Annotated in this window: 24 protein-coding genes and 1 pseudogene; 12 read left to right on the forward strand and 13 right to left on the reverse strand. The window is 62.5% G+C overall.

The window, feature by feature from the left end; all coding sequences use genetic code 11:
- Nucleotides 1-18 precede the first annotated feature (18 nt).
- A complete protein-coding gene (locus NPS58_RS10590; protein WP_274115293.1) occupies nucleotides 19-750 on the reverse strand; it encodes an energy transducer TonB in 732 nt (243 codons plus the stop codon).
- A 242-nt stretch (nucleotides 751-992) separates the two neighbouring features.
- Here NPS58_RS10590 and NPS58_RS10595 point away from each other — a divergent pair, with 242 nt between their 5' ends.
- On the forward strand, nucleotides 993-3,221 hold the full coding sequence (locus tag NPS58_RS10595; RefSeq protein ID WP_274115294.1) for a TonB-dependent hemoglobin/transferrin/lactoferrin family receptor: 2,229 nt from the start codon (nucleotides 993-995) through the stop codon (nucleotides 3,219-3,221).
- Nucleotides 3,222-3,380: 159 nt separating this feature from the next.
- Here NPS58_RS10595 and NPS58_RS10600 read toward each other — a convergent pair whose 3' ends face one another.
- Nucleotides 3,381-4,628, reverse strand: a complete 1,248-nt coding sequence (locus NPS58_RS10600) for a ribonucleotide-diphosphate reductase subunit beta (protein WP_274115295.1) — start codon at nucleotides 4,626-4,628, stop codon at nucleotides 3,381-3,383.
- A 214-nt stretch (nucleotides 4,629-4,842) separates the two neighbouring features.
- Nucleotides 4,843-7,725 carry a ribonucleoside-diphosphate reductase subunit alpha gene (locus tag NPS58_RS10605; RefSeq protein WP_274115296.1) on the reverse strand — a complete coding sequence of 961 codons (2,883 nt, stop codon included), beginning with the start codon at nucleotides 7,723-7,725 and terminating at the stop codon, nucleotides 4,843-4,845.
- Nucleotides 7,726-8,506: 781 nt separating this feature from the next.
- Here NPS58_RS10605 and NPS58_RS10610 point away from each other — a divergent pair.
- From NPS58_RS10610 to fhuF, 4 genes and pseudogenes are all read left to right on the forward strand, one after another.
- Nucleotides 8,507-9,232 (forward strand): response regulator transcription factor, encoded by a 726-nt coding sequence (locus NPS58_RS10610; RefSeq protein ID WP_274115297.1) that lies wholly within the window; start codon nucleotides 8,507-8,509, stop codon nucleotides 9,230-9,232.
- Nucleotides 9,229-10,845 (forward strand): ATP-binding protein, encoded by a 1,617-nt coding sequence (locus NPS58_RS10615; protein WP_274115298.1) that lies wholly within the window; start codon nucleotides 9,229-9,231, stop codon nucleotides 10,843-10,845. Before NPS58_RS10610 ends, NPS58_RS10615 begins: the two co-directional genes overlap by 4 nt.
- 41 nt (nucleotides 10,846-10,886) lie before the next feature.
- Nucleotides 10,887-10,977: pseudogene (locus NPS58_RS29585) on the forward strand (siderophore-iron reductase FhuF); the annotation flags it as partial.
- On the forward strand, nucleotides 10,950-11,387 hold the full coding sequence (gene fhuF / locus NPS58_RS10620) for a siderophore-iron reductase FhuF (RefSeq protein WP_425313058.1): 438 nt from the start codon (nucleotides 10,950-10,952) through the stop codon (nucleotides 11,385-11,387). The pseudogene NPS58_RS29585 and the gene fhuF, both read left to right, overlap by 28 nt.
- Before the next feature lie 3 nt (nucleotides 11,388-11,390).
- Here fhuF and NPS58_RS10625 read toward each other — a convergent pair whose 3' ends face one another.
- Complete coding sequence (locus NPS58_RS10625; RefSeq protein ID WP_274115300.1) at nucleotides 11,391-12,092, reverse strand: 4'-phosphopantetheinyl transferase family protein; 702 nt, start codon at nucleotides 12,090-12,092, stop codon at nucleotides 11,391-11,393.
- A gap of 147 nt (nucleotides 12,093-12,239) precedes the next feature.
- Between NPS58_RS10625 and NPS58_RS10630 the strand changes: the two genes are divergently transcribed.
- From NPS58_RS10630 to NPS58_RS10645, 4 genes are all read left to right on the forward strand, one after another.
- The gene (locus NPS58_RS10630; protein WP_274115301.1) at nucleotides 12,240-12,842 is read left to right on the forward strand and encodes an outer membrane beta-barrel protein; all 603 of its coding nucleotides are present in this window, start codon (nucleotides 12,240-12,242) and stop codon (nucleotides 12,840-12,842) included.
- Between the two features lie 111 nt (nucleotides 12,843-12,953).
- Nucleotides 12,954-13,631 carry a response regulator gene (locus tag NPS58_RS10635; protein ID WP_274115302.1) on the forward strand — a complete coding sequence of 226 codons (678 nt, stop codon included), beginning with the start codon at nucleotides 12,954-12,956 and terminating at the stop codon, nucleotides 13,629-13,631.
- Nucleotides 13,628-14,974: an ATP-binding protein gene (locus tag NPS58_RS10640; protein WP_274115303.1), complete on the forward strand. Its 1,347-nt coding sequence runs from the start codon at nucleotides 13,628-13,630 to the stop codon at nucleotides 14,972-14,974. Before NPS58_RS10635 ends, NPS58_RS10640 begins: the two co-directional genes overlap by 4 nt.
- 288 nt (nucleotides 14,975-15,262) lie before the next feature.
- A complete protein-coding gene (locus tag NPS58_RS10645) occupies nucleotides 15,263-16,585 on the forward strand; it encodes a dicarboxylate/amino acid:cation symporter (RefSeq protein ID WP_274115304.1) in 1,323 nt (440 codons plus the stop codon).
- A gap of 76 nt (nucleotides 16,586-16,661) precedes the next feature.
- On the opposite strand, the gene NPS58_RS10650 is transcribed toward NPS58_RS10645, so the two are convergent.
- On the reverse strand, nucleotides 16,662-17,156 hold the full coding sequence (locus NPS58_RS10650) for a SprT family zinc-dependent metalloprotease (RefSeq protein ID WP_274115305.1): 495 nt from the start codon (nucleotides 17,154-17,156) through the stop codon (nucleotides 16,662-16,664).
- A gap of 140 nt (nucleotides 17,157-17,296) precedes the next feature.
- Nucleotides 17,297-17,896 carry a Yip1 family protein gene (locus tag NPS58_RS10655; RefSeq protein WP_028943562.1) on the reverse strand — a complete coding sequence of 200 codons (600 nt, stop codon included), beginning with the start codon at nucleotides 17,894-17,896 and terminating at the stop codon, nucleotides 17,297-17,299.
- Nucleotides 17,897-18,167: 271 nt separating this feature from the next.
- Here NPS58_RS10655 and ttcA point away from each other — a divergent pair, with 271 nt between their 5' ends.
- A complete protein-coding gene (gene ttcA, locus NPS58_RS10660) occupies nucleotides 18,168-18,992 on the forward strand; it encodes a tRNA 2-thiocytidine(32) synthetase TtcA (RefSeq protein WP_274115306.1) in 825 nt (274 codons plus the stop codon).
- Between the two features lie 5 nt (nucleotides 18,993-18,997).
- Nucleotides 18,998-19,669: a DNA-3-methyladenine glycosylase I gene (locus NPS58_RS10665; protein WP_274115307.1), complete on the forward strand. Its 672-nt coding sequence runs from the start codon at nucleotides 18,998-19,000 to the stop codon at nucleotides 19,667-19,669.
- Nucleotides 19,670-19,714: 45 nt separating this feature from the next.
- Here the strand turns inward: NPS58_RS10665 and NPS58_RS10670 are convergent, their stop codons facing one another.
- Genes NPS58_RS10670 through arsC form a run of 3 tightly spaced genes read right to left on the reverse strand, consistent with a single transcriptional unit; the run spans nucleotide 19,715 to nucleotide 21,073 of the window.
- Nucleotides 19,715-20,125 (reverse strand): DUF2069 domain-containing protein, encoded by a 411-nt coding sequence (locus NPS58_RS10670; RefSeq protein ID WP_028943565.1) that lies wholly within the window; start codon nucleotides 20,123-20,125, stop codon nucleotides 19,715-19,717.
- Nucleotides 20,118-20,723, reverse strand: coding sequence for an NAD(P)H:quinone oxidoreductase (gene wrbA / locus NPS58_RS10675; protein WP_045195589.1), 606 nt, complete (start codon nucleotides 20,721-20,723; stop codon nucleotides 20,118-20,120). Before wrbA ends, NPS58_RS10670 begins: the two co-directional genes overlap by 8 nt.
- Entirely contained in the window at nucleotides 20,720-21,073 is a 354-nt protein-coding gene (arsC, locus tag NPS58_RS10680; protein WP_274115308.1) for an arsenate reductase (glutaredoxin), read from the reverse strand. The genes wrbA and arsC overlap by 4 nt, the downstream gene beginning before the upstream one ends.
- Before the next feature lie 86 nt (nucleotides 21,074-21,159).
- Here arsC and NPS58_RS10685 point away from each other — a divergent pair, with 86 nt between their 5' ends.
- Nucleotides 21,160-21,624 carry a TlpA disulfide reductase family protein gene (locus NPS58_RS10685; protein WP_274115309.1) on the forward strand — a complete coding sequence of 155 codons (465 nt, stop codon included), beginning with the start codon at nucleotides 21,160-21,162 and terminating at the stop codon, nucleotides 21,622-21,624.
- A 68-nt stretch (nucleotides 21,625-21,692) separates the two neighbouring features.
- On the opposite strand, the gene NPS58_RS10690 is transcribed toward NPS58_RS10685, so the two are convergent.
- The 4 genes from NPS58_RS10690 to NPS58_RS10705 all read right to left on the reverse strand — a co-directional run bounded on the left by NPS58_RS10690 (nucleotide 21,693) and on the right by NPS58_RS10705 (nucleotide 26,379).
- Nucleotides 21,693-22,097 (reverse strand): META domain-containing protein, encoded by a 405-nt coding sequence (locus NPS58_RS10690; RefSeq protein WP_425313041.1) that lies wholly within the window; start codon nucleotides 22,095-22,097, stop codon nucleotides 21,693-21,695.
- Entirely contained in the window at nucleotides 22,094-22,531 is a 438-nt protein-coding gene (locus tag NPS58_RS10695) for a hypothetical protein (RefSeq protein ID WP_274115311.1), read from the reverse strand. Before NPS58_RS10695 ends, NPS58_RS10690 begins: the two co-directional genes overlap by 4 nt.
- A gap of 31 nt (nucleotides 22,532-22,562) precedes the next feature.
- Nucleotides 22,563-23,552, reverse strand: a complete 990-nt coding sequence (locus NPS58_RS10700; protein WP_274115312.1) for a 2-hydroxyacid dehydrogenase — start codon at nucleotides 23,550-23,552, stop codon at nucleotides 22,563-22,565.
- 76 nt (nucleotides 23,553-23,628) lie between these two features.
- The gene (locus NPS58_RS10705) at nucleotides 23,629-26,379 is read right to left on the reverse strand and encodes a response regulator (RefSeq protein WP_274115313.1); all 2,751 of its coding nucleotides are present in this window, start codon (nucleotides 26,377-26,379) and stop codon (nucleotides 23,629-23,631) included.
- Between the last annotated feature and the right edge of the window lie 165 nt (nucleotides 26,380-26,544).

Below are 26,544 nucleotides of genomic sequence, written 5' to 3' on the forward strand. Positions count from 1 at the left end.
GGGTGAACTCCTTCAGGGTCATCGGTTCGCCGTAAGGGCGAATTCTATTGGTATTTCAACGCGGCTGGGTACTGCCCGGCCGCCGACAATTTCGGGGCGAAAACGCCACTGGGTGACAGCCTCCAGGGCAGCCTGATCGAGGCTGTCAACGCCCGAGGAGCGCACCAGCTTGAGTTTGAGCTGCTGACCACGCTCGTCCAGGCTCACCTCCACGCGCACGATGCCTTGCTGGTTGCGTCGGCGTGCCTGGGACGGGTAACGAGGGGGTGGGGGAGGGCTGACGAAGCTTGGGCGCAAGCTCACCACCGGGGTAAGCGCAGGTGCCGGGGCTGTCGATATCGGTGCAGAAGGTTTGGCAACGGGCGCGCCAGACGGTTGTGCGGCGGCGGTCATCGACTGGGGCGCTGTGCTGGCTTGCTGGGCAGGGCGAGCCTCGCTGCGTGGCGGCGGTGATGTCTTGGCGACTGCCGGCCGGCTGTTGGCTGCGCTGGGAACAGGCGGTGCAGGTTGGGGTTTTGCTGGCACAGGCATTTTTGCCGGCATGGGCTTTGCCGCCTGCCGGGGGGCCGGTTCTGGCCGCTGGGACGGTGCCGGGGCTGCTTGAGCGTTGGGCGCAAGGCTGACCCACTGGATCGCCATCGCCGGCTGAAAGGGCAGGGAGGCTGATCGTGCCTCACGGTCGTGCAGCAGCCAGGCCAAGCCGGAATGCAGTGCGACAGACAACAGCAAATAGCCTGCAAGACGTTTCATGCACGTTCTTTTTTATAAATGAGAACGCATATGGTAATAATTTGCATTTGGAAGTCAAGCTGGTTATCTTCGCTGCCGCTGCCCAACAGTGTGTCCTGCGATCAGCGCCCTTCGCAGAAAGGGATCCATCGCTGCGTCCATAACAAAATCCAACACATTCCAGTCAGCTTCAGACGCCAGCCCAGGACCGTTTGCAGGCCTGCTGCGTACGACCGCTGCCTGACCTTCAGGAGTCAAGTTAGATGTCGATTCGCCCGCCATTCCCCCAGCGTTCGTGGCTTGCCTTGCTGCTGCTTTCGCCATCGCTGGCCCTGGCTGCAGAGCCCGTCACCCAGTTCGACACCGTCAGCGTGACCGCCACCCGCACCGAGCAAACCCTGATGCAGGTGCCGAGCACGGTCTCGGTTCATGGCGAACGCGAAATCGACCAGCACAACGACAAGAACCTCAAGGACCTGGTGCGGTACGAGCCGGGTGTCTCGGTCAGTGGTACTGGCAGCCGCTTCGGCCTCAATGGTGCGAACATCCGCGGTATCGACGGTAACCGCGTGTTGACCCAGGTCGACGGTGTGCGGATGCCGCAAAGCAACTTCTTCAGCCCGTTCCAGGACGTGCGCAGCAACTACGTCGACCTCGACACCATCAAACAGGTGGAAATCATCCGCGGCCCGGCATCTTCGCTGTATGGCAGCGACGCCATCGGCGGTGCTGTCAGCTACATGACCAAGGATGCCGGCGACTACCTGGAGGAAGGCGACGACACCTACGCCCGCTTCAAGACCGGCTATGACGGCAGCGATGACAGCTGGCAGCGCAGCGCTACCTTCGCCGGGCGTACCGGATCGGTCGATGGCCTGCTGCACCTTGGCCGCCGCGATGGCCAGTCTGTCGACACCTGGGGTGGCACCGGCGGTACCGGCAGCGCCCGCGAGGAAGCCAACCCGCTCGACTACACCACCGAGAACCTGCTGGCCAAGCTGGGCTGGGACTACGCCGATGGCGACCGCCTGCAGTTCACCTACGAGCGCTACCAGGACGATGCCAACAGCAACCTGCTCAGTGACATCAACCCGCGGGCGACCTTCACCAGCCCGGCCATTCTTGGCTCGCAAGCCAAAGACAGCATCGACCGCGACCGCTACAGCCTGGAGCACACCCTGGGCTTGAACAGCCTGCTGGCCGACCAGCTCAAGTGGCAGCTCAACTATCAAGAAAGCAGCAACAGCCAGAAAACCGCCCAGCAGCGCCAGACCACGACCGGAGTGAATCGCCTTCGTACCCGCGACTCGCAATACGATGAGCGTCTGTGGAGCCTGAACACCCAGCTCGACAAACAGTTCGCCATCAGCGACACCCGTCACCACCTGATCTATGGAGCTGAAGTCAAACGCATCGAAGCCAGCAACCTGCGCAAGGGCAGCGAAGTGCGCCTGGACACCGGTGCCGTGGTACCGGCCACCGAGAACTTCCCAGTCAGCGACTTCCCGGACCCGACCAGTGAATCCCTGGGCCTGTTCGTCCAGGACAGCATCGAGATCGGCCGCTGGACCCTGCTGCCAGGCCTGCGCTACGACTACTATCGCCAGACCCCGCACGTCACCAACGCCTACCTCAACGGCCTGCCATCGGAAACCGACCCGTCGCGCATCACCGACGACCACATCTCGCCCAAACTGGGTGTCACCTACCAGCTGACCGAGCATGAAAGCCTCTACGGCCAGTACGCTGCCGGCTTCCGTGCGCCGAGCCCGGTGAACATGTACGGCGAGTTCAGCAACCCGCAGTTCGGCTACCAGCAGATCGGCAACCCGGACCTCAAGCCTGAAACCAGCGACAGCTACGAATTCGGCCTGCGTGGTCGATACGACATGGGCAGCTTCGGCATCGCGCTGTTCTACAACAAGTACAAGGACTTCATCGCCACCGACACCGTACCCGACCCCAATGGCAATGGCCTGCTGACTTTCCAGCCGCGCAACCTGGGCAAGGTCACTATCCGCGGTGCCGAAGCCAAGGGTGACATCAAGCTCGACGCCTTCCTGCCAGCGGGTACCCGTGCCCTGGGCTCCATTGCCTATGCGCGTGGCAAGGATGAAGAAAGCGGCCAGCCGCTCAACAGCGTCGACCCGCTCAAGGCCGTGATGGGCCTGGGCTACGATGCACCGAGCGGTGTGTTCGGCGGCCAACTGACCTGGACCCTGGTCCAGGCCAAGGACCGTGTCGACCACAGCGGCGATGCCGACCTGCTGATCAACCGCCAGTTCGAAACTCCGGGTTATGGCGTACTCGATCTCAACGGCTGGTGGCAGGTTACTGACGAAGTATCTATCAATGGCGGCCTGTTCAACCTCACCGACCAGAAGTACTGGAACTGGGGCGATGTCCAGGGCCGCGATACCGATGCTGCAGGCCTGGCGCGCCTGACGCAGCCTGGCCGATACGCGGCGGTGAACCTTATCTGGGAGATCTGATCGGAACGCGTCCCGCGGGACGCGTTTGCCGGTAGCAGCAGCTTGCCCCGCGATGCGCTGGGACAGACAGATCGCTATCGCGGGGCAAGCCCGCTCCTACACACGCGTACAAAAAAGGCCGCCTCGCGGCAGCCTTTTTTGCAGTGTACAAGCAGAGAATCAATCCCAGCTCAACGCCCCGCCAGTCTGATACTCGATAACCCGGGTCTCGAAGAAGTTCTTCTCTTTCTTCAAGTCCATGATCTCGCTCATCCATGGGAACGGGTTGGTAGTACCTGGGTACTCTTCCTTCAGGCCGATCTGCGACAGGCGACGGTTGGCGATGAACTTGAGGTAGTCCTCCATCATCGCCGCGTTCATGCCCAGCACGCCGCGTGGCATGGTGTCGCGAGCGTATTCGATTTCCAGTTGGGTGCCCTGCAGGATCATCTGCGAGGCTTCTTCCTTCATTTCGGCATCCCACAGGTGCGGGTTTTCGATCTTGATCTGGTTGATCACGTCGATACCGAAGTTCAGGTGCATGGACTCGTCACGCAGGATGTACTGGAACTGCTCGGCAACGCCGGTCATCTTGTTGCGACGACCCATGGACAGGATCTGGGTGAAGCCGCAGTAGAAGAAGATGCCTTCCAGGACGCAGTAGTAGGCGATCAGGTTGCGCAGCAGCTCTTTGTCGGTCTCGACGGTGCCGGTGTTGAATTCCGGGTCGGAGATCGCGCGGGTGTAGCGCAGGCCCCAGGCGGCTTTTTTGGCGACCGACGGGATCTCGTGGTACATGTTGAAGATCTCGCCTTCATCCATGCCCAGCGACTCGATGCAGTACTGGTAGGCGTGGGTGTGGATCGCCTCTTCGAAGGCCTGGCGCAGGATGTACTGGCGGCACTCGGGGTTGGTGATCAGGCGGTACACGGCCAGCGCCAGGTTGTTGGCAACCAGGGAGTCGGCAGTGGAGAAGAAACCCAGGTTACGCATGACGATGCGACGCTCGTCGTCGGTCAGGCCTTCAGGGTTTTTCCACAGGGCGATGTCCGCGGTCATGTTGACCTCTTGCGGCATCCAGTGGTTGGCGCAACCGTCCAGGTACTTCTGCCAGGCCCAGTCGTACTTGAAAGGCACCAGCTGGTTGAGGTCGGCGCGGCAGTTGATCATGCGCTTTTCGTCAACCGCGACGCGGGCGGCAGAGCCTTCCAGCTCAGCCAGGCCTTCGGCGATGTCGAGGTCGTCCAGGGCGGCCTTGGCGCGTTTTACCGCGTCCGAGTCGGCTGCGGTCACTGCACGGGCTTCCAGTGCGGCGACACCGCCTGCGCTGTCGAGCTTGTCGATGCCAGCGGCAGCGGCTTGAGTGGCGGTGGTGCCTTTGGCGGCTTCTTCGCCTTCGTCTTTATCGAATTCGTCCCAGCTCAGCATGGTGTGCTCCTGCTTGAGGGCCATGTTCAGTATGGCCGGTGGATCTTGGTTGCGTTGCTTGCGTTGGGTACAGCAGTGCACGCAAAAACTTGGAATGCTTCCGGGAGCGGGGCTCCTCGGAGAAGGCCGGATTGCTCCGGCCTTTTTTATTGGGCGCTATAGGAGGAGGGGCGAGGGGCCCTGTCGTGGGACAAGCCCGCTCCTACAGACAGCCTTATTGGCAGGCTTCGCAGTCCGGCTCGTCGATCGCGCAGGCCTTCGGCACTGGCGCAGGGCCCGCTGCCTGGACCGGGGCGCTGTCGCCACCGCTGGATACGGCGTTGAGCTTGCCGGTGTTGATGGTCGACTTCTCGGTGCTGGTCGCGGCCAGGGCACGGAGGTAGTAGGTGGTTTTCAGACCACGGTACCAGGCCATGCGGTAGGTGACGTCCAGCTTCTTGCCCGAAGCGCCGGCGATGTACAGGTTCAGCGACTGGGCCTGGTCGATCCACTTCTGACGGCGGCTGGCGGCGTCGACGATCCACTTGGTTTCCACTTCGAAGGCAGTGGCGTAAAGCTCCTTGAGCTCCTGCGGGATGCGCTCGATCTGCTGAACCGAACCGTCGTAGTACTTCAGGTCGTTGATCATGACCGGGTCCCACAGGCCACGGGCCTTGAGGTCGCGGACCAGGTACGGGTTGATCACGGTGAACTCGCCCGACAGGTTCGATTTCACGTACAGGTTCTGGTAGGTCGGCTCGATGGACTGCGATACGCCGGTGATGTTGGCGATGGTCGCGGTCGGCGCGATGGCCATGATGTTCGAGTTACGAATACCTTTTTGTACGCGGGCACGTACCGGTGCCCAGTCCAGCGACTCGTTCAGGTCGACGTCGATGTACTTCTGGCCACGGGCCTCGATCAGGATCTGTTGCGAATCCAGTGGCAGGATGCCCTTGGACCACAGCGAGCCCTGGAAGGTCTCGTAGGCGCCGCGCTCGTCGGCCAGGTCACAGGAGGCCTGGATGGCGAAGTAGCTGACCGCTTCCATCGACTTGTCGGCGAACTCGACGGCAGCATCGGAACCGTAAGGGATGTGCTGCAGGTACAGCGCATCCTGGAAGCCCATGATGCCCAGGCCGACCGGACGGTGCTTGAAGTTCGAGTTGCGCGCTTGCGGCACCGAGTAGTAGTTGATGTCGATCACGTTGTCGAGCATGCGCACGGCGGTGTTCACGGTGCGTTGCAGCTTGGCGGTGTCCAGCTTGCCATCGACGATGTGGTTCGGCAGGTTGATCGAGCCCAGGTTGCAGACCGCGATTTCGTCCTTGTTGGTGTTCAGGGTGATCTCGGTGCACAGGTTCGAGCTGTGCACCACGCCCACGTGCTGCTGCGGGCTGCGCAGGTTGCACGGGTCTTTGAAGGTCAACCATGGGTGGCCGGTCTCGAACAGCATCGACAGCATCTTGCGCCACAGGTCTTTGGCCTGGATGGTCTTGAATACCTTGATCTTGTTGTACTCGGTCAGGGCTTCGTAGTACTCGTAGCGCTCTTCGAAGGCCTTGCCGGTCAGGTCGTGCAGGTCTGGCACTTCCGAAGGCGAGAACAGGGTCCACTTGCCGTCATCGAAGACGCGCTTCATGAACAGGTCAGGGATCCAGTTGGCGGTGTTCATGTCGTGGGTACGACGACGGTCATCACCGGTGTTCTTGCGCAGCTCGATGAACTCTTCGATGTCCAGGTGCCAGGTTTCCAGGTAGGCACATACGGCGCCCTTGCGCTTGCCACCCTGGTTGACGGCGACGGCGGTGTCGTTGACCACTTTCAGGAACGGAACGACGCCCTGGGATTTACCGTTGGTGCCCTTGATGTAGGAGCCCAGTGCACGCACAGGAGTCCAGTCGTTGCCCAGGCCTCCGGCGAATTTCGACAGCATGGCGTTGTCGTGGATCGCGTGGTAGATGCCCGACAGGTCGTCCGGCACGGTGGTCAGGTAGCAGCTCGACAGTTGTGGACGCAGGGTACCGGCGTTGAACAGGGTCGGGGTCGAGGCCATGTAGTCGAAGGACGACAACAGGTTGTAGAACTCGATCGCACGGGCTTCCTTGTCTTTCTCTTCCAGCGCCAGGCCCATGGCCACGCGCATGAAGAAAACCTGGGGCAGCTCGAAGCGCACGCCATCCTTGTGGATGAAGTAGCGGTCGTACAGGGTCTGCAGGCCCAGGTAGGTAAACTGCTGGTCGCGCTCGTGGTCGATCGCCTTGCCCAGTTTGTCCAGGTCGAAGTCGGCCAGGGCAGGGTTGAGCAGTTCGAACTCGACACCCTTGGCCACGTAGGCCGGCAGGGCCTTGGCGTACAGGTCGGCCATTTCGTGGTGGGTGGCGCTGTCGGCCACGCCCAGGAAGCCCAGGCCTTCGGCACGCAGGGTGTCCATCAGCAGGCGGGCGGTGACGAAGGAGTAGTTCGGCTCACGCTCTACCAGGGTACGGGCGGTCATCACCAGGGCGGTGTTGACGTCCTTGATGGCCACGCCGTCGTACAGGTTCTTCAGGGTTTCGCGCTGGATCAGGTCGCCATCGACTTCGGCCAGGCCTTCGCAGGCCTCGGAGATGATGGTGTTCAGGCGGTTCATGTCCAGTGGCGCGAGGCTGCCGTCGGCCAGGGTAATGCGGATGCTTGGGTGCGGCTGCACGGCGGCGTCGTCGGCGCTGCCACGGGTGGCACGCTCCTTGGCACGCTGGTCACGGTAGATCACGTAGTCGCGGGCTACTTTTTGCTCGCCGGCACGCATCAGGGCCAGTTCGACCTGGTCCTGGATCTCTTCGATGTGGATGGTGCCGCCCGATGGCATGCGACGCTTGAAGGTGGCGGTGACCTGTTCGGTCAGGCGGGCAACGGTGTCGTGGATACGCGACGAGGCGGCAGCGGTGCCGCCTTCAACTGCAAGGAACGCCTTGGTGATGGCCACGGTGATCTTGTCGTCGGTGTAGGCGACGACAGTGCCATTACGCTTGATCACGCGCAGTTGGCCTGGGGCGGTGGCAGCCAGATCCTGATTCGAATCGGCGGCCTGCGGCGCCTTGGCCTGCGGGTTCTCGCGAGTTGTGTCGGTTTGCATGGGTGTCTCCACGTTCTCTATGTTTATTTAGGCGCCTTGTGGGCGCCAGCCGTTCCATCCGAAAGCTCAACAACCGACCCTGGCGACACGCGGGAACACGATGCTCCGGCATGCCGGACAGGTCGGGCATACTCACTTCGGGACAGATCAGGAATTAAAGGGCAACTGAGTGCCGCTCCCTGGCCGAAGTCAAAGGTTTTGAATCCACGACTCAAAACTGTTGCTGTCGGGTGTGGCAAAGCCTTGCAACACCCATACCCGAAACAACGCCCTCCAAGGGCTTGCAACGGTCGCCTCCGCAGGAGCGGTTTGGCTGCAGATTTCTTCTAAAGTTCAAGCAAAAAAAGCACTGCTGGAGGGCTTGAGTTCTTTGCTCAACTTGTGCTTGGGATTTTGTTCAAACCCCAATATGTAGTGTTTGTTTGCGATGGGGATACAAGATAATGCGGTCTCGGGGGTATTGCAAGGTTGTGCGCTGTGGATAACTTGTGCGTATTTTGTGTGTGATTTGGGTCAACGCCTTGTAGGCCGCGTCTTAGCGACGGATGACCGCCCGTCACCCTTTTTTTCACCGGGCGCGGGGGGCCGGCTGGGAATTTTCGGGCGCGCACCCTACCACAAAACCGACGACCTTCCGAGCGATCCGGGCCGTGGTCATTTGCCGCCCATGCCGATGGTTGGCAGGCGTCGGTACCCGACGTAGTATCCGGGGCCGATGTTGCCTTTTGGTGAAGTTGCACCCAGGGGCACGTTTTATAACAACAAGCTGTCGAGGTGAGCCGTGGAGCAGCAGCGCAGTCGGGTGTTGATCGTCGAGGATGACCAGCGTTTGGCCGACCTGACCCGTGAGTACCTTCAGGCCAACGGCTTCGACGTCGAGGTCGAAGGCGATGGCGCGCAAGCGGCAGCGCGGATCATCGCCGAGCAGCCTGACCTGGTGATTCTCGACCTGATGCTACCGGGCGAAGATGGCCTGAGCATTTGCCGCAAGGTGCGCCAGCAATACCCGGGCCCCATCCTCATGCTCACGGCACGCAGCGACGACCTGGACCAGGTCCAGGGCCTGGACCTGGGGGCCGACGACTATGTGTGCAAGCCGGTGCGCCCGCGCCTGCTGCTGGCGCGGATCAACGCCTTGCTGCGGCGCAGCGAAGTACCGGCCGAGATCGAGCCGCCGCAGGTGCTGCAGTTCGGACCGCTGCGGGTGGACAACATCCTGCGCGAGGCCTGGCTGCAAGACGACGGCATCGAGCTGACCAGTGCCGAGTTCGACCTGCTCTGGCTGCTGGTCAGCAATGCCGGGCGTACCTTGTCCCGGGAAGAAATCTTCACGTCGCTGCGTGGCGTGGGTTATGACGGCCAGGACCGCTCCATCGATGTGCGTATTTCCAGGATCCGCCCGAAAATAGGCGATGACCCGGAGCACCCACGCATGATCAAGACCATTCGCAGCAAGGGTTACCTGTTCGTGCGCGAGGCGGCCGAGGCCATGGGCCAGGTGCGATGAACTCGATCTTCCTGCGCATCTATGGCGGCATGCTCGCCGCATTGGTGCTGGTGGCGGTGCTCGGTGTACTCAGCGTCCATCTGCTCAACGAGGTGCGTGCCGCGCAATACCGCGAGCGACTGGCCCACGGCACCTTCACCCTGATGGCCGACAACCTGGCCCCCCTGGGCGACGTCGAGCGCAAGCGCGCGCTGTTGATCTGGGAGCGCCTGCTGGGGATTCCGCTGGAGTTGCAGACCTTCACGACGGCGGGCCTGGACGGTGGGCAGCGCAGCCAGTTGCAGCGTGGGCAGGTGCTGGTGGAGAAGATCGGGCCCCATGCGGCGAAGGTCATGCGCCAGGTCGGTACCCAGGAACTGTTGTTGATCGGCGAAGTACAGCAGATCAGCGAGCAGCTGGCGCGCGCCACTATCTACCTGCTGGCCGATGAGCTGGTGCGCTTTCCGGTCGGCGAGCAGCGTCGGCGCTTGGCCGAGCTCAAGCAAAACAAAGGTTTTGGCTTCGAGCTGGGGTTGCGACGGCTCGAGCAGACCGATATGGACGAAGACCAGCGCCGGCGGGTCGATGAGGGTGATACGGTGATGGCCCTGGGCAAGGATGGCGACTCGATCCGTGTGTTTGCCGGCATGGTCGGCACGCCCTGGGTGCTAGAGCTTGGCCCCCTGTACCAGATGAACCCTTACCCCCCGCAGTTGCTGGCGATGATCGCCGTGCTTGGCTTGTGCCTGATCGGGCTGATTGTCTACTTACTGGTACGCCAGCTCGAGCGGCGCCTGTCTGACCTCGAAACCGCAGCCACCCGCATCGCCCAGGGCAGCCTGGAAACCCGGGTGGCAAGCGATGATGCCGACTCGGTGGGGCGCCTGGCCGCAGCGTTCAATGGCATGGCGGCGCATCTGCAGCGCTCGCTGAGCATCCAGCGTGAATTGGTCCGTGCCGTCTCTCATGAGTTGCGCACGCCGGTGGCACGGCTGCGCTTCGGGCTTGAAATGATCGCCACCGCGCGTGACGACCAGGCGCGGGAAAAGTACTTGAGCGGCATGGATGGCGACATCCAGGAACTGGACAAGCTGGTTGACGAGATGCTCACTTATGCGCGCCTTGAACAGGGGGCGCCTGCCCTGCATTTTCAGCGGGTCGATCTCGACGCGCTGCTTGACCAGGTAATCCATGAACTGTCCCCCCTGCGCAGTGACGTGAAGGTGGTACGCGGGCCCTGCCAACTGCCGGAACAAGGCGCGGACGAGCCGGGCGCCTGGGTGGAGGCCGAACCCCGCTACCTGCACCGGGCGCTGCAGAACCTGGTCAGCAATGCCATGCGCCATGCCGAATCGCAGGTCAGCCTCAGCTACCAGCTCGGCACGCAGCGTTGTCGCATCGATGTCGAAGACGATGGCCCGGGTGTCCCGGAAAGCGTCTGGGACCGTATCTTCACGCCCTTTACCCGCCTGGACGACAGCCGTACCCGTGCCTCCGGCGGGCATGGCCTGGGCTTGTCGATCGTGCGCCGGATCATCTATTGGCATAAGGGGCGGGCGTCGGTCGGGCGCAGCGAGTCACTGGGTGGTGCGCGTTTCAGCCTCAGCTGGCCGCGTAGACAGGACCCGGCATGAGCGCGCCGATGCGCCTGGCCCACGTGCTGGCATCCCGGCACTTTGATCAATTGCTGCTCGACCTGTATGGCCCGCAACTCATGCCTACCCAGCGCCCGGTGCTGGTGTCGCAGTGGTCCAAGTACTACTTCGCGACGCTCTGGCAGACGCTGCTTGGCGCTGCGAGGCTGCCAGTATTTGCCGACACCGCAGTTGTGCTGGATAGCCGCGGGCTGCCGACAGCGTTCACCGGGCAGGGTCGGTATTGCGAAGGGGAAGACGAGGTCGTCAGCCAGCACCTGGAACCCCTGGTGCAGCACTTGGCGACGCTGGGCGTGGTGGCGCCAGCGGTGCTCTGGGGAAATGCGGGCGATTGCCTTGATCAGGTGCTGCACAAGGCCGAGCGGGACGTCGGCTTGCGGCGCTTGCTCACCTCGCCGGGCAGCCCGCTATTTGCCGCTGTCAGCCTGGATGCCGCGGGCAAGCGGCGTCGGCGTACCTGCTGCCTGAGCTACAAGGTGGACTGGGTCGGGCACTGTGAGCATTGCCCGTTGCCGGGGTGAGTGTCAGACACTTACCAGGCTGAGCAGTTGGTCGCCCTGCAAGCAGAACTGCGCCTCCAGCTCCCTGCCGTGATGCCACTGCGGCGACAGGTCGGTCAGCAGGCGCAGGCGGGCGTGCCCGTCAGCAGACCACTGCAGCACTTCTGCATGTTCGAAGTAAAAGCGCTGCAGCACGATCGGGTAGAGCGCCTTGAACAGGCTTTCTTTCAATGAAAAGGTCAGCGTGACCACCAGGCCTGCCTGCTGTGAATCCATGCGCTGGAGTTCGGCTTCGGTAAGAATCTCCCGAGACAGGCGCGCGGCGCGCGCGTCACTGAGCAGGCTTTCCTGGTCCAGGCCCAGCCCTCGGCAATCTGCGTGGTGCGCCACCACGGCGGCAGCCCAGCCTTTACCGTGGGTGATCGAGCCACTGATGCCGGTTGGCCAGATGGGGGAGCGGTCCTCGTGGGTGCCGGGTACGAAGACACGGCCATCCAACTGCTGCAATGCGGCCCGGGCGCAGACCCTGCCGGCCAGGTACTCGGCCTGGCGCTTGGCCACCGAACGTTGCAGGCTGGCCGATTGCTCGATGCCGGCGCGGGCAAAGTCGTCACTGGCGAGCAGGTCGGGATCGAATGCGCAACTGACCAACTGCGCGCCTGGGACTGGGCGGGGCAGGGGCCATTGGTTCTGCAGTGGGGTGCAGCAGGCGGGAAGTCGGTTCATGAGCGGCATTGTGCCGTGGCCATTCCAACCTTTCCAGTAGGAGCGGGCTTGTTCAGCCGAGGTTCAGGCAGGGTTCAGCGGCCGTTCAGGACCTCTTGCTTACTCTAGCGTCCACACCCACACCGGGCCTCAACTGGAGTAAACACGATGAAAACACTCAACTCGCTGTTCCTCGCTGTCGCCTTCCTTGGAGCTGCCGCCTCTGCCCAGGCTACCGACACCACTTTCGCTGGTGTCACCTACGGCCAGACCAGCGACAAGATCAAGAAATCCGGTTTGCTCAGCAGCAACACCGACCACCTGAACACTGACGGCATCATCCACAAGGATGGCACCTGGGGTGTGCGCCTGGGCCAGATGAACGACCAGCGTCGCTATTACCTCACCTACGACAACGTCTCCAACGACCACAGTGGCCTTAAGGTGCGCCAGGAAAACCTGTTGGGCAGCTATGACGTATTCCTCCCGCTGGGCAGTACCACCAAGCTGTTCGGTGGCGCCAGTGCCGGTCTGACCAAGCTGACCCAGGAATCGTCCGGCTACAGCCGCGACACCGACACCGGGTATGCCATCGGCCTGCAGGCCGGCCTGCTGCAGCAAGTGACCGACAACGCTTCGGTCGAGCTGGGCTACCGTTACTTGCGCAGCAACGCCAGCACCGAACTGGCCGAGCACGGTGGCCCGAAAGTCGGCACCCTGCGTCTGGACAGCAGCGCGCAAACCTATCTCTCGGCCAACTACGCCTTCTGATCGTACCTGGCAATCCACGAACCGGCCTGCAGGTGCATGGCCGGTTCGCTGTTATTCTTGAGCACAGGATGGCTAACGTGCTGGTATGTGGGACCGTATAGGGAGGAGCGTATGAAACTGTTGGTGGTCGAGGATGAGGCGCTTTTGCGTCATCACTTGTTCAGCCGCTTGACAGAGAGTGGACATGTGGTCGAAGCGGTTGCCAACGCCGAGGAGGCCCTCTATCAAGTCGAACAGTTCAACCATGACCTGGCAGTGATCGACCTTGGCCTGCCCGGCATGAGCGGGTTGGACCTGATCCGCCAGCTGCGCTCGATGGACAAGAGTTTTCCGATTCTCATCCTGACTGCACGGGGCAACTGGCAGGACAAGGTCGAAGGCCTGGCTGCCGGCGCCGACGACTACGTGGTCAAGCCGTTCCAGTTCGAAGAGCTGGAAGCCCGCCTCAACGCGTTGCTGCGCCGCTCCAGCGGCTTTATCCAGTCGACCATCGCCGCCGGGCCCTTGCTGCTCGACCTCAATCGCAAGCAGGCAACGCTCGATGAGCAACCCCTGGCGTTGACCGCCTACGAATACCGGATCCTTGAATACCTGATGCGCCATCATCAGCAGGTGGTGGCCAAGGATCGTCTGATGGAGCAGCTCTATCCGGATGACGATGAGCGCGATCCGAACGTGATCGAAGTGCTGGTCGGTCGTTTGCGTCGCAAGCTTGAAGGCAGCAATGGCTTCAAGCCCATCGATACCGTCCGCGGCCTGGGCTATCTGTTCACCGAGCGTTGCCGGTGATTCGCTCGCTACGCCTGCGCCTGATGGCCGCCGCCGCGCTACTTGCAGTGTTGTTCATGCTCGGCCTGTTGCCTGCCTTGCAAAAGGCATTCAGCCTGGCCTTGCAGGAGGCGATCGAGAAGCGCCTGGCGTCCGATGTGACCACCCTGATTTCTGCCGCGCGCATCGAGAACCATCAGTTGCAGATGCCCGAGCTGCTACCCGATGAGCAGTTCAACCTGCCCGATAGCCGCCTGCTGGGTTACATCTATGACCGCGAGGGCAAACTGGTCTGGCGCTCGCGCGCCACGGCCGGCGAGAACATCAACTACACCCCTCGCTATGACGGGCGTGGCAACGAGTTCGCTCGGATCCGCCAGGCCGATGGCGAGGAGTTCTTCGTCTATGACGTGGAGGTCAAGCTGCTGGGTGGCAAGTCGGCAGCCTTCAGCATTGTCGCGTTGCAGCCGGTGCGCGAGTACCAGCAAACCCTCAATGGCTTGCGCGAGCGTCTGTACCTTGGCTTCGGGGCAGCCTTGCTGGCCTTGCTGGTGCTGCTGTGGGCCGGCCTGACCTGGGGGCTGCGCTCGCTGCGCCAGTTGAGTCATGAACTGGATGAGGTCGAGTCTGGCAGCCGCGACGGCCTCAGCGCCGAGCACCCGCGTGAACTGTTGCGCCTGACCGGCTCCTTGAACCGACTGTTGCACAGTGAGCGCGAGCAACGTCGCCGCTACCGCGACTCCCTGGGCGACCTGGCACACAGCCTGAAAACGCCCCTGACGGTGCTGCAAGGGGTGAGCGAAAGCATGGGCGAGCGTCGCGAAGACCGCGAGCAGGCGCGGATACTGCAAAGTCAGATCGAGCGCATGAGCCAGCAGATCGACTACCAACTGCAGCGTGCCAGCTTGCGCAAGAGTGGCCTGGTGCGCCACCAGGTGGCCCTGCGGCCCTTGCTCGACAGCGTGTGCAGCACGCTGTCGAAGGTCTACCGCGACAAGCAGGTGAGCATCGTCCTGGATGTTCCCGACCAGGGCCAGGTGCCCATGGAGCGGGGCGCCTTGCTCGAATTGCTCGGCAACTTGCTGGAGAACGCCTACCGCCTGTGCCTGGGCGAGGTCCACATCCGCCTGCAGAGTGGGCCGTCGCAGGTCGTGTTGAGCATCGAGGACGACGGCCCCGGCGTCCCTCCCGACCAGCGCGAGCGCATCCTCCAGCGGGGCGAGCGCCTGGACCGGCAGAACCCGGGGCAGGGCATCGGCCTGGCGGTGGTCAAGGACATCATCGAAAGCTACGACGCCAGCCTGACCCTCGAAGACTCGCCGTTGGGCGGGGCTGCATTTCGTATTCGCTTCCCCTTGGACTGAGTCGCCATCACCCTGGGCGGATTACCGCCAACATCATTCCTTTGCAAAAGCTGTCGGGCGGAAATCCGCCAAGTCGCCCGGCATGGTTGCTACCTCATTGTGCATTCGACTCCAGTAAATACGGGGCTTGCACCGGTAAAGCGCATTTTGGCATCGGGCTTGCTATTGCCCTAGCAGAGTTCTGCCAGGCAGCTCGACACAACAAATCCCTCCAGTGCAGGAGGGTTCGCGCTTTAGGTACTGCCCGGGTCCTGGAAAGGATAGGTCGGTACACTTGAGGAATTAGCCATGACGACGCGTCAGCCACTGTACAAATCGCTGTATATCCAGGTGTTAGTAGCGATCACCATCGGTATCCTGCTGGGCCACTACTATCCCGAAACCGGCGTTGCCCTCAAACCCCTGGGTGACGGGTTCGTCAAACTGATCAAGATGGTCATCGCCCCCATCATCTTCTGCACCGTGGTCAGCGGTATCGCCGGCATGCAGAGCATGAAATCGGTCGGCAAGACCGGTGGCTACGCACTGCTCTACTTCGAAATCGTCTCGACCATCGCGCTGATCATCGGCCTGGTCGTGGTCAACGTGGTCAAGCCTGGCGCAGGCATGCACATCGACGTCAGCACCCTGAACGCCAGCAGCGTGGCCGCCTATGCCGCCGCCGGCGCGCAGCAGACCACGGTCGGCTTCCTGCTCAACATCATCCCTAACACGGTGGTCGGCGCGTTCGCCAATGGCGACATCCTGCAGGTGCTGATGTTCTCGGTGATCTTCGGCTTCGCCCTGCATCGCCTGGGTGCCTACGGCAAGCCGCTGCTCGACCTGATCGACCGCTTCGCTCATGTCATGTTCAACATCATCAACATGATCATGAAGCTGGCGCCGGTCGGTGCCTTCGGTGCCATGGCCTTCACCATCGGCCAGTATGGCGTTGGCTCGCTGGTGCAACTGGGCTACCTGATGGCCTGCTTCTACGTCACTTGTGTGCTGTTCATCCTCGTGGTGCTCGGTGGTATTGCCCGCGCCCACGGCTTCAGCGTCCTCAAGCTGATCCGCTACATCCGTGAAGAACTGATGATCGTGCTGGGTACCTCGTCGTCCGAGTCGGCCCTGCCGCGCATGCTGACCAAGATGGAGCGCCTGGGCGCGAAGAAATCCGTGGTTGGCCTGGTGATCCCTACCGGCTACTCGTTCAACCTCGACGGCACCTCGATCTACCTGACCATGGCCGCGGTGTTCATCGCCCAGGCCACTGACACCACCATGGACATCACTCACCAGATCACCCTGTTGCTGGTGCTGCTGGTGGCGTCCAAGGGGGCGGCAGGCGTCACCGGCAGTGGCTTCATCGTGCTTGCCGCGACCCTGTCGGCGGTCGGTCACCTGCCGGTTGCAGGCCTTGCGCTGATCCTCGGTATCGACCGCTTCATGTCCGAGGCCCGTGCCCTGACCAACCTGATCGGCAACGCGGTTGCCACCGTCGTCGTGGCTAAGTGGGTCAACGAGCTGGATGAAGACAAGCTGCAGACCGAACTGGCTTCCGGTGGTTCGCCGCTGGTCGAGGTCGGTCCGGTCGACGACCTGGGCGTCGCCGAAGTGTCTACCCGCTAACCGGCGACACGTGAAATGAGAAAGCCCATCTTCGGATGGGCTTTTTTGTGGGTGTTGTCCCGTGATGCTTGCCTTACTACTCCACGCGCATTTCCCCGCTGAATACCAGCGTGTGCCGACACCGCCGGCACAGGTACCTGCGCCCCTGGCGCACCAGGCCATGGCGCTGGGCCGAGAAGGGGAAGTCGCTGTCGGGGCACGGGCAGCGGTAGATGTACCGGGTCACAGTGCGGCGTTTCACTGCATAGTTGTGGCAACGATTGGGCGGCAGTTCATAGACACCGCGCATGATCAGTTGCCATTCCTCGCCATGGGGCTGGATGCGATCGCCAAACAATTGGTGGGCGACCAGGTGGGCCACTTCGTGGGCCACGGTCTGTTTGAGAAAATCTTCGCTGTTTTCGCGGTACAGCTGCAGATTGAAGCGCAGCAGGTTCTCATGCAGGTGGGCGACGCCAGCCTTCTGGCCGCGCAGCTTGAAGCTGACTTCGGGGCGTGCGAAGGGGCGTTTGAAAAAGGTTTCGGCTTGCTGGTAACAGGTTTCGACGCGGGATTTGAGCAGTTCGGGCATATCGGGGAACACTCCTGACCGGCAATTATGCCGCAACCATCGCTGCGCTGCCGAGCCACCTGTCAGCGCACAGCATCAGGCCGCCTCGCGGGCGGCCTGATGGTTACTGCGCCTATGTTGCTGCTTTTCTAATAGTCGTTCTAGTTGGTATAGACGGGCCCCACGCCCAGTCCCCAGATGATCACGGTGAAGGCCATGATGGCTACCAGCACCACCAGGCCGACCGCCAGTACCGAACTCGAGAACAGGAACCCTTCATCCGAAGGGATGTTCATGAAGGTCGGCAGGCCGACATAGAGCAGGTAGACCGTGTAGCACACGGCTGCCGTGCCGACGACCATCCCCAGCCACAAGTGTGGGTAGAGGGCCGCCAGGCCGCCGATAAACAGCGGCGTTGCGGTATAGGTGGCAAATGCGATGCAGCGGGCGAGGCTCGGATTGGCATCGTAGGTCCGTGCCATCCAGTGAATGAACGCGCCCATGACCGCGACGCCACCGAGCATGGCCAGGTACGACATGATGGTCATCCATAGCGCGCTTTCCTGGGTCAGCATGACCGGGGCGCGTTCGCCAATGACCCAGCCGACCTGGGTTGTACCGATGAACGCCGACACTGCCGGGATTGCCGCCAGTATCAGGGTGTGGGTCAGGTACATGTGGCTTATGCTTTCTTCCTCGCCACGAATCTCCTTCCATTCCTGATCAGGATGGGTAAATAGCCCAACAACGTGATGGATCATGCCAGTCACTCCTTTCGTTGTTGCCATCGCCCCCCAGCGGAGCGCTTGCGACCCCAAGGGTTGGGGGCCAGAGGATCGAGGTCACCTTTGATGTGGCCTTATGTCGCAGTATAGGAAGGAGTTCGCCGCTCAAAGCCGGCTTTTTAGAGCAAATCGCGCTGTCAGGGTGGCGGCTAATCACGTTGCAGTCTTTATCGGATGGGCCTACGCCTGCCGACGGTTTGTGCGTAAAATATGCCGCTTTTGTCACACCTCGCGGATTTCAAGCGCTATGGGCACCCTTTCGGTCAACCAGAACAAACTGCAAAAACGCCTGCGTCGTCTCGCCGGCGAAGCCATCACCGACTTCAATATGATCGAGGACGGTGACAAGGTCATGGTCTGCCTGTCCGGCGGCAAAGACAGCTACACCATGCTCGATGTTCTGCTGCACCTGCAGAAAGTGGCGCCGATCAAGTTCGAGATCGTCGCGGTGAACATGGACCAGAAGCAGCCAGGCTTCCCCGAGCACGTGCTGCCGGCGTACCTCGAATCGCTAGGCGTGCAGTACCACATCGTCGAGAAAGACACCTACTCGGTGGTCAAGGAGTTGATCCCGGAGGGCAAGACCACCTGCTCGCTGTGCTCGCGCCTGCGTCGTGGCACCCTGTACACCTTCGCCGACGAGATCGGTGCGACCAAGATGGCACTGGGGCACCACCGTGACGACATCGTCGAGACTTTCTTCCTCAATATGTTCTTCAACGGCACCCTCAAGGCCATGCCGCCGAAGCTGCGCGCCGACGATGGCCGCAACGTGGTGATCCGCCCGCTGGCCTACTGCAGCGAGAAGGACATCCAGGCCTACTCGGACATGAAGGAATTCCCGATCATCCCGTGCAACCTCTGCGGCTCCCAGGAAAACCTGCAGCGCCAGGTGGTCAAGGACATGCTCGTGGAGTGGGAGCGCAAGACTCCGGGGCGTACCGAGAACATCTTCCGCGGCCTGCAGAACGTCGTACCCTCGCAGTTGGCTGACCGCAACCTGTTCGATTTCGTCAACCTGAAGATCGACGAGACCGCACCGCCGCGTTTTCTCGACGTGCTGAACATCTGACCGGCATGCGTGACTACCAATGGCTGCATGAGTATTGCCTGAACCGCTTCGGCTCGGCTGCCGCCCTGGAAGCGCACCTGCCCCAGGTGAAAACGCCTGAACAGTTGCGCGCCATCAGTGCCGACCGCTACCTCTCCACCCTGGCCCTGCGGGTGTTTCGCGCCGGGCTCAAGCACAGCCTGGTGGACGCCAAGTGGCCAGCCTTCGAGCAGGTGTTCTTCGGCTTCGATCCGCACAAAGTGGTGCTGATGGGCGCTGAGCACCTCGAGCGGCTGATGCAGGACACGCGGATCATCCGCCACCTGGGCAAGCTCAAGAGCGTGCCGCGCAATGCGCAGATGATCCTTGACATCGAGAAGGCGCACGGAAGTTTCGGTGCCTTCATCGCCGACTGGCCGGTGACCGATATCGTTGGGCTGTGGAAATACCTGGCCAAGCATGGCAACCAGTTGGGTGGGCTGTCAGCGCCACGCTTTTTGCGCATGGTGGGCAAGGACACGTTCATCCCCACCGATGACATGGCGGCAGCGCTGATTGCCCAGGACATCATCGACAAACCGCCGACCAGCCAGCGTGACCTGGCCCAGGTGCAGGCGGCGTTCAACCAGTGGCATGCCGAAAGTGGGCGGCCGTTGTGCCAGTTGTCGGTGATGTTGGCGCATACCGTCAATCATTGAAAATCCATCGCGGGGCTTGTGGGCTTGCCCCGCGATGAATCCCGCTCAGCCTTCTCCCGCCAGCCGCCGGTCATACTGAAACCGCCAGCGTACATACAGCAGGGCACTGACGAACAGCGCCAGGCTGATCGCCACTTCCAGCCAGCCGAACACTGCCCGTGCCGGGTCGAACGCGGCCAGTACCCCTTTGATGAAATACAGGTTGACCACGAAGCAGGTCCAGGCGTGCGCGCGCGCGTTGCCCAGCAAGATCCCCGGCAACAGCAGCGCCAATGGCACCAGTTCGACCGCAAGGATCACGCCGGTGCGTGCGCCATGCAGGTCGGCAAACAGCAGGTTGTTGAGGGTCAACAGGGCGATCAGGCCGAAAAAGCTGGCCAGGCTCAGCGCCCGACTCAGGCGCAGGCGCGGTGCCAGCCACTCGATCGAGGGCAGAACCTTGGGCTTTTTAGCCACGGCCGTTCTCCAGCAGTTTGGCCGTGGTGGCCAGGCGTTGGCCAAGGGCACGGCACAGGGCGATCTCATCGGCGTCCAGGTCACGCTTGCCATCGGCTCCAGCGTGGTGGCTGGCGCCATACGGGGTGCCGCCGCCACGGGTTTCGAGCAGCGCCGATTCGCTGTAGGGCAGGCCCATGATCAGCATGCCGTGGTGCATCAGTGGCAGCAGCATCGACAGCAGGGTCGATTCCTGGCCGCCGTGCAGGCTGGCGGTGGAGGTAAACGCCGCCGCGGGCTTGCCGACCAGGCCGCCACTGAGCCACAGGCTGCTGGTGCCGTCGATGAAGTACTTGAGCGGGGCGGCCATGTTGCCAAAGCGCGTCGGGCTGCCCAGGGCCAGGCCCGAGCAATGGCGCAGGTCATCCAGGGAGGCGTAGAGCGCGCCGGTGTCGGGAATGTCCGGGGCGACCGCTTCACACTCGGTGGAGATCGCCGGAACCGTACGGATACGCGCTTCCAGGCCGGCCATCTCGACGCCACGGGCAATCTGCCGGGCCATTTCGCTGGTCGAACCGTGGCGGCTGTAGAACAGGATCAGGATGTAGGGGGCACTCACGAGAGGATCTCCAGCACCTTCTCCGGTGGACGACCGATGACGGCTTTGTCGCCGGCGATCAGGATCGGGCGCTCGATCAGCTTCGGGTGCTTGACCATGGCGTCGATCAACTGCGCTTCGCTCAAGCTTGCATCGGCCAGGTTCAGGTCCTTGTACTCATCTTCACCGCTGCGCAGCAGCTGGCGCGCACCGATGCCCAGCTTGCCGAGCAGGGCCTCGAGTTCGGTCGCGCTCGGCGGTGTTTCCAGGTAGCGGACCACGGTCGGGGCCAGGCCGCGGGCTTCAAGCAACTCCAGTGCGCCACGGGATTTGGAGCAGCGCGGATTGTGATAGAGGGTCAGGTCGGTCATGTTCGGGTCGCATCCAGCAGGGTGTGGCGGCTATTCTAACCGCAGCGACTTCGCATTTTGCTTGAATCTTCGAGAAGGATTGACCCATGACAAGGCGTTTGGCAGCAGCACTGGCCATCACCGCGAGCCTGTTGCTCGGTGGTTGCGGTGCAGATTATGGCCTGGACCAGAACGGACAGACCGTGAAAGCCGAGCAGATCGACGGGCACTGGCTGGTGCTCAACTACTGGGCTGAATGGTGTGGCCCGTGCCGTACCGAAATCCCTGAACTCAACGCCGCAGCCAAGCAATGGCAGGCCGAGGGCGTGAAGGTGCTCGGGGTGAACTTCGATGGCCTGCAGGGCGAGGAGCTGAAGAAGGCCAGTGAGGCACTGGGCATCGGCTTCACCGTGCTGGCCCAGGACCCGGCCGAGCGTTATGAGCTGCCGCGCAGTGAGGCGTTGCCGGTGACCTACATCATCGACGACAAGGGCAAGGTGCGTGAGCAGTTGATGGGCGAGCAGACGCTTGAAGGGTTGAACGAGAAGATCAAGGCGCTCAAGGGCGCGTGATTGGAATTTCTGAGCGCGGGGCAAGCCCGCTCCTACAGATGTGGGAGCGGGCTTGCCCCGCGATCGATTCAGCCTTCTTCAGGCCAGAACCGCAGCGGTTTGCCCTCGGCAGGCCAGAAGCGCACCTGCTCGATCGGCGAGATGTCCCAGCGCTGGACGGTCTCGAGCGCCTGCAGGAAGCGCTTTTCCTGCTCCATCAGCGCCGGCGCGCAGAGTTTGCGGGTGCTGCCGACCTTGCCGAAGGTGAGCTTGTCGCCGTCAAGCTGGTAAGGCGCGAACCAGTGGTTGCAGCCGCCATTGCCATAGGCACGCCCATCCGCCGCTAGCGTCAGGGTCAGGTGGCTGTAGTCCATCAGCGGGCGCTCGCCAATCCACTCCAGCAAGTAGCTGCGTTCCTGTTCAAGCTTCATCGGCTCAGCAGCACAGCCCAGCAGGGCCGTGCCGATCAGGGCTGAGAGCAACAGCGTTTTCACTGGGCCGTCTCCTTGCATTTCGGGCACAGGTGTTTGTCGCCACGGCTGGTCCAGCCCAGCTCGGCGATGCGCGCGCTGGCGGCGGGCTGCAAGGCTTTCTTGCCAAGCTTGGCGTCGACGGCGAACTCGAAGTCGAGGCTGGCCTGGCAGCTGTCGCAGTTCACTTGCCACTGGTGTATCGCCAGTTCGCCGAACACCGGGCCGCTGGCCACCGCGACCCATTGACCGGTCGGGTTGATCAGGTGGCGCACGGTCTCGACGGTCAGGCGCATGCACAGGTCCTTGCTGCCCTTGAGGGTCACCAGCAGGACGTCGCTCTTCTGGATCGAGCCGCCATTACCGGTCACCTGGTAGCGACCCGGCACCAGGGCGCGGCATTCGATCAGGGTGTGTTGCGGGTTAAACAGGTTGTAGCGGAAATCGTGTTCGACCATGGGTCCTCCAAATCTGCCGCGTATCCTAGCATCAACCCTCGACCAAGTTTTGCGCTTTGCCTGCCGCCCAGCGGGTAATGTTCTCCAGCGTTGTCGCGGCAATCGCTGCCAGCGCCTCGCGGGTGAGAAACGCCTGGTGGGCGGTGACGATCACGTTGGGGAAGGTCAGCAAACGCGCGAGCACGTCATCCTGCAGCGGCTGGTCGGAGCGGTCCTCGAAAAACAGCTGGGCTTCTTCTTCATAGACATCCAGGCCCAGGTAGCCCAACTGGCCGTCCTTCAAGGCCTCGATCAGTGCCGGAGTGTCGATCAGCGCGCCGCGGCCGGTGTTGATCAGCATGGCGCCAGGTTGCAGGCCGGCCAGGCTCTGCGGGTTGATCAGGTGGCGGGTGTGTTCGGTCAGCGGGCAGTGCAGGCTGATGATCTGCGCCTGGCGCAGCAGTTCCGGCAATTCCAGGTAGCGCGCCCCCAGGGCCAGCAACTCGGGGTTGGGGTAGGGGTCGTAGGCCAGCAACTGACAACCGAATCCGGCCATGATACGGGCAAAGGCAGCGCCGATCTGGCCGGTGCCGACTACGCCGACGGTCTTGCCGTGCAGGTCGAAGCCTGTCAGCCCGTGCAGGCTGAAGTTGCCTTCGCGGGTGCGGTTGTAGGCCCGGTGCAGACGTCGATTGAGCGCCAGGATCAGCGCCACCGCATGTTCGGCGACCGCATGCGGGGAGTAGGCCGGCACCCGTACCACGGCAAGGCCCAGGCGTTTTGCCGCGGTCAGGTCGACATGGTTGAACCCCGCCGAGCGCAGGGCGATCAAGCGCGTACCACCGGCCGCCAGGCGTTCGAGCACCGGGGCGCTGAGATCGTCATTGATAAAGGCGCAGACCACGTCGTGGCCGTTGGCCAGGGCTGCGGTGTCTTCGGTCAGGCGGGTGGGTTGAAAATGCAGCTCAAGCCCATCGCCTGCCGGGGCCTGGCTGAAGCTGTCCTGATCGTAGGACTGGCTGCTGAAAAACAATACGCGCATGGGATCTTCCTGAATCGGTTGGCGGAGAGTCTAACCACCGGGCAAGGCCAGGGCCTTGCCTCAGGTCAGCCAGGGGTCAAGCGCTCAGGCGTGCCTGGGCGGTGAGGCGGGTGATGGCCCGGTCCAGCTCGTCCAGGGCGCGCAGCGCTTCGGGGTCATCCTGCTTGAGCAGAGTTTCGCTGCGTTGGCAGGCCGCTCGCAGTTGTGGCACGCCGCAGTAGCGCGAGGCGCCGTTGAGCCGATGCACACGCTCGATCATGCCGTTACGGTCTGCCGCATCACGCGCTGCGCGAATCGCTTCGCGGTCGGACTCCAGCGACGCCAGCAGCATGGCCAGCATGTCGGCGGCCAGGTCCGGCTTGCCAGCGGCCAGGCGCAGGCCTTCTTCCGGGTCGAGGACCTTCAGTTCGTTGCTGTTGGGCGCACGCTCCTGCAGGCGCTCATGCTGCAACGCCCCAAGGGTCTGTCCTGTCCATTTGAGCACCACCTGGGCCAGTTGGCGCTCGCTGATCGGCTTGGTCAGATAGTCGTCCATGCCGCTGTGCAACAAGGCCCGCTTTTCATTGGCCATCGCGTGGGCGGTGAGGGCGACGATAGGCAGCGCAGGACCGCTCTGGCTGGCTTCCCACTGGCGGATCTGCTCGGTGCATTCGCGACCATCCATGCCAGGCATCTGTACATCCATCAGCACCAGGTCGAAGCGTTCGTCCTGTACCGCCTGGACTGCGGCGTAGCCGCTGTCGACCGCCAGCACCTCGGCACCCAGGTCCTCGAGCAGGGTTTGCACCAGCAGCAGGTTGGCCGGGTTGTCGTCCACGCACAGCACTTTGGGCAATGGCTGGTTGCTGCTGACCTTGATCTCGTGGCTGCGCCGCGGCTGGACCAGTTCCACCAGGGCCCGGCGCAGCTTGCGCGTGCAGGCGGGCTTGGCCTGCAACTGACTGTGGGCATTGGGCAGGTAAGGATGGTAGAGCGCCTGTTCAGTGGTCGGGCACAGCACCAGCGCCTGGCAATCCAGGCGCTCAAGTTGCGCGATGTACTGGCCGAGGCGCTCCGGCGACACACTGTCCAGGTTCACCCCGAGTACCGCCAGGGTGAACGGTTGTCCGGCCATGCGGGCGTTGGCCACCGCATGCAACAGCGGGTCGATGGATATGAAGGTGCTGACGTTCAGGCCGCAATCTTCCAGTTGATGCACCAGTGCCTGGCGGGCCAGTTCGTGCGCATCGACAATCGCCACCCGGCGTTCGAGCAGCGGTTGCAGCGGCATGTCCTCGGCGTCGTCGCGGGCCTTGGGCAGGCGCAGGCTGATCCAGAACTGCGAACCTTCCCCCGGCGTGCTGTCGACGCCGATTTCCCCGCCCATCTGCTCGATCAGGCGCTTGGAAATCACCAGCCCCAGGCCGGTCCCCCCGGGCTGGCGAGACAACGAGTTGTCAGCCTGGCTGAAAGCCTGGAACAGCGCCCGTACATCCTGGCTGGAAAGGCCGATACCGGTGTCCTGGACGCTGATGCGCAACTGAACGTTGTCGTCATGTTCTTCTTCGAGCATGGCCCGGGCAACGATGGTGCCTTCGCGGGTGAACTTGATGGCATTACTGATCAGGTTGGTCAGGATCTGCTTCAGGCGCAGCGGGTCGCCGACCAGTGACAGCGGCGTATCGCGGTACACCAGGCTGACCAGCTCCAGTTGCTTGGCGTGGGCGGCTGGCGCGAGGATGGTCAAGGTGTCCTGGATCAGGTCGCGCAGGTTGAACGGAATACTGTCGAGCACCAGCTTGCCGGCTTCGATCTTGGAGAAGTCGAGGATCTCGTTGATGATCCCCAGCAGGCTGCCGGCGGACTTTTCGATGGTGCCCAGGTAGTCGAGTTGGCGCGGGGTCAGGTCGCTCTTTTGCAACAGGTGGGTAAAGCCTAGGATGCCATTGAGCGGTGTACGGATCTCGTGGCTCATGTTGGCGAGGAACTCGGACTTGATCCGGCTGGCCTCCAGGGCCTCCTTGCGCGCCATGTCCAGCTCGATGTTCTGGATCTCGATGGTCTCCAGGTTCTGGCGCACGTCTTCGGTGGCTTGGTCGATGCTGTGCTGCAGCTCTTCATGGGCGTTGTGCAGGGTTTCGGCCATGCGGTTGATGCCTGCGGCCAGCTCGTCGAGCTCGTAGCTGCCCATCGGCGGCAGGCGTTCTTCCAGGTTGCCGTCCTTGAGTTGGGTCACGGCATGCTTGATCTGGCTGATCGGGTCATTGATCGTGCGGCACATGCGCATGGCCAGAAGCGTGGTCGCCAACAGCCCGAAGAAAATCAGCAGCAGGGTGGTGAACAGGCTGCGGTAGCCGCGCAGCAGGGTGCCATCGTGGGACAGCTCGATTTCCACCCAGCCCAGCAACTTGTCGGCTTCGCCGGGAGCATGTTCGCCGGCAAGGTCGCGGTGGTAGCCGAATACTGGCAACAGGTAGCGGGTCGCGTCATTGCCGCTGCGCTGCAGCAACTGTGTGCCGCCTCCGGCCGGGGCCTGGTTGAGCATGGAGGGGCCCGCGTGGGCGAAGTTGTTGCGATCCGGGCCAAGAAACGCCACGGCACGCACGTCAGTCTGCTCCAGGGTCTGGGCGGCAATGTGTTCCAGCTGGGCAGCGTCGTGGCGAGCCAGTGCCGGGGCTACCAGCGGCGCCAGGTGTTCGGCAATCATCTTGCCGCGTTGCAGCAGTTGGGTTTGCAGCTCGCTTTGCTGCAGCCAGGTGAAATAGCTACCCAGGACCAACGCCATCAGGCTGGCGGGTAACAAGGCAAGCAGCAGCACGCGGCTTCGGATTCCCAAACGATTCAGCACGCGACTCTCCTGTGCCCGGCAGTTGCTGTAAGCCCCGCCAGACGTAGCTGACAGACCAAGTCGGAAAAGTACCGCGCCTTTCACAGCAATGCACTCATTTGTATCTACTTTTGACGTAGTTGGTGTCACAGGGCTTTGTACATCAACAGTTACAGGTTGCCTGGC

Source organism: Pseudomonas putida, assembly GCF_028682455.1.
Lineage (GTDB): Bacteria > Pseudomonadota > Gammaproteobacteria > Pseudomonadales > Pseudomonadaceae > Aquipseudomonas > Aquipseudomonas putida_AA.